The sequence below is a fragment of the Pseudoflavonifractor sp. 60 genome, from assembly GCF_009911645.1.
In the GTDB taxonomy this organism is placed as follows: Bacteria; Bacillota; Clostridia; order Oscillospirales; family Oscillospiraceae; genus Lawsonibacter.
The window spans coordinates 1-2,151 of sequence record NZ_QWKI01000323.1; the positions used below are offsets into that span (position 1 = coordinate 1).

Annotated in this window: 4 protein-coding genes; all 4 read right to left on the minus strand. The window is 55.8% G+C overall.

Annotated features, from left to right (window positions below; all coding sequences use genetic code 11):
- On the minus strand, nt 1-315 hold a 315-nt coding region (locus D1646_RS22150), incomplete at its 3' end, for a recombinase family protein (protein WP_160638494.1).
- Nucleotides 305-514 (minus strand): hypothetical protein, encoded by a 210-nt coding sequence (locus tag D1646_RS22155; protein ID WP_160638495.1) that lies wholly within the window; start codon nt 512-514, stop codon nt 305-307. The genes D1646_RS22155 and D1646_RS22150, both read right to left, overlap by 11 nt.
- Before the next feature lie 12 nt (nt 515-526).
- Nucleotides 527-1,354 carry an ATP-binding protein gene (locus D1646_RS22160; protein WP_160638496.1) on the minus strand — a complete coding sequence of 276 codons (828 nt, stop codon included), beginning with the start codon at nt 1,352-1,354 and terminating at the stop codon, nt 527-529.
- Nucleotides 1,351-2,067: a replication initiator protein A gene (locus D1646_RS22165; RefSeq protein ID WP_160638497.1), complete on the minus strand. Its 717-nt coding sequence runs from the start codon at nt 2,065-2,067 to the stop codon at nt 1,351-1,353. The genes D1646_RS22160 and D1646_RS22165 overlap by 4 nt, the downstream gene beginning before the upstream one ends.
- Nucleotides 2,068-2,151 lie beyond the last annotated feature (84 nt).

Genomic DNA, 2,151 nt, shown 5'->3' on the forward strand with positions numbered 1-2,151 from the left:
TTGGCCCACCTGCAAATAGTTCCGGCCCAGCCGGGAGAGGTCTTTCGTCAAAACCACATCGAACATTTTCCGCTCAATCGCCGCCAACATCTTTTGAAAATCGGGGCGCTCCATGTTCAGGCCGGTGTACCCGTCATCCTGGAAAATCCCTGCCACACGCCAGCCCTGTTCCTCACAGTAGCGGCACAACAATTCACGCTGGTTCTGGATGCTTGCGCTGGGGCCGCTCAAATCGTCATCCTTGGACAAGCGGCAATAGATAGCTGCTCTCACCTCCTGAGGGTAGGGTTTCGCATACACAGTGTCAGTCCTCATTTGTGACCTCCATTCCGCTGTGTATGCCGCGTTTTGGAGTAGTTTCATTATACCCCGCCGCACGTCCGGCGTCAAGGGAAAGTTGCGATTTCGCAATCTCTTTTTTCTGTATAATCAAATCAATAAAGGCTTGCCTGTCGGTCTGCCTCCCGGCGAACACGGTGCTGACGGTGATAACAGGCTCCTTTGCTTTTGCCATAGGCGGCTCCTTTCAGTCCATCAGATTTTTCAGACGTGCCAGTTTGTCCTGCGCCGTGGCCTTGCGGAAGTTTTCTCCCGAAAAGCGGATGGGGGCGCACATCTCCAACAGCCGGTCATAGATGCGGGCGTGGACGGTGTCCTGGGGGTACTGCAAGTCTTGAAGGGAGAGGTTCGTGGTGACGATCAGCGGCCTGCGGCTGCGGTAGCGGCTGTCGATCACGTTGTAGACCTGTTCCAAACCGTACTCCGTCCCACGCTCCATGCCGAAGTCGTCCAAAATCAGCAGCGGGGCGCGGCACAAGCGGGTTATGTACTCGTTGCGGCCCTCAAAGCTGGCGGTCAGGTCGTTCAGTATCAGGGCAAAGTTCGTCATGCGGACAGCCACCTCCTGCTCCATCAGGGCATTGGCAATACAACCGGCGAAATAGCTTTTGCCAGTCCCCACGCCTCCCCACAGCAGATAGCCGATGTTTTCCTCCTGCATGGCCGACCAATTCTCGACATAGAACCGGGCGTGTTTCATCTGCGGGCATTTGCCGTTGTCGTTGGCAAACGTCCACTCCCGCATAGCGAGGTCGGTAAAGCCCCGGCGTTTCAAGTCGGCCACGGCCTGACGGTGACGGCGGGCCTCCTCTTCCTCCGCCTCCCGGTCAAGGCGCTCCTGCTCACAACGGCAGGGGTGGGGGAGCAAGCGGCCCTCCATCGGTGGGGCATCTATACGAAACTGTTTCGGGGTGCGGCACTTGCCGCAGTACAAAAGCCCGTCCTTGCCGGTGTAGTTCCCCGGTTCCAGCCGGGTCACGGTGATGCGCTTGATGATGCTGTCAAAATCATTCATAGGCTCTCGCCCTCCTTGCACGAATAATCAGATACGCCTTTGCCCTTTCGCCTGTCCTCCTTGGCCCAGCGGCGGATGGTGGCGGCGTGGCTCTTGTAGGTCTTGCCGGTGGAGGCCATGTATTCAGACAGGCGTTCAATATACTCCTGCCAGACAGAAGGGAAGTCGGCTTGCAGTTCGGCAACCTCGGCCTCGGTCAGAAAGACGTTCCCATAGCGGCCTCGCGCTGGCGGGTGCTCTCTCACTCCACTCAGGTTACTATTTCTCAAGTTATTATTACTCATGTTATTAGGGGACAGTTTTCTGTCCATCATAGGGACAGCTTTTTGTCCATCAGTGGGACAAGTTTCTTTCCCTCTATGGGACAATTTTCTGTCCGTCAGTAGGACAATATCTTGTCCATCTGGTATCTTCACATAAATGCGATTAGGCAACGAAAATCCTTGCCGCCTGCGCTCAATCAGGCCAGCCGTTTCCAGTTCGGTCAAAGCGTTCTTGACGGTCATGGGGCTGCGGTCAACCGCATTGGCGATTTTGCAGATGGGAAAGACGATGTAGATTTGCCCCTCATCGTCCTGCCAGCCATTAGCGAGGGAGAGGTTCGCCCTGTCAAGCAGAACGGCATACAGCAGCTTGGAAAACTGCGTCAAATCTGCCTCCATCAGAAAGCGGGGATAGGGCAAATAAGGCGGCAATTTGCTGTCGGCGGTCATGTAGTCGGCAATCGTGTTCACCTCCCGATTTGTGGGCCGTTAGAGGGCCGTTTTTGGGGTTCAGAATGGAAACATACAGCCCCC

What these genes read in the sequence shown, in the direction of transcription:
- D1646_RS22155 (WP_160638495.1), bottom strand. Translation starts at nt 514, where the DNA reads ATGGCAAAAGCAAAGGAGCCTGTTATCACCGTCAGCACCGTGTTCGCC.
- D1646_RS22160 (WP_160638496.1), bottom strand. Translation starts at nt 1,354, where the DNA reads ATGAATGATTTTGACAGCATCATCAAGCGCATCACCGTGACCCGGCTG.
- D1646_RS22165 (WP_160638497.1), bottom strand. Translation starts at nt 2,067, where the DNA reads ATGACCGCCGACAGCAAATTGCCGCCTTATTTGCCCTATCCCCGCTTT.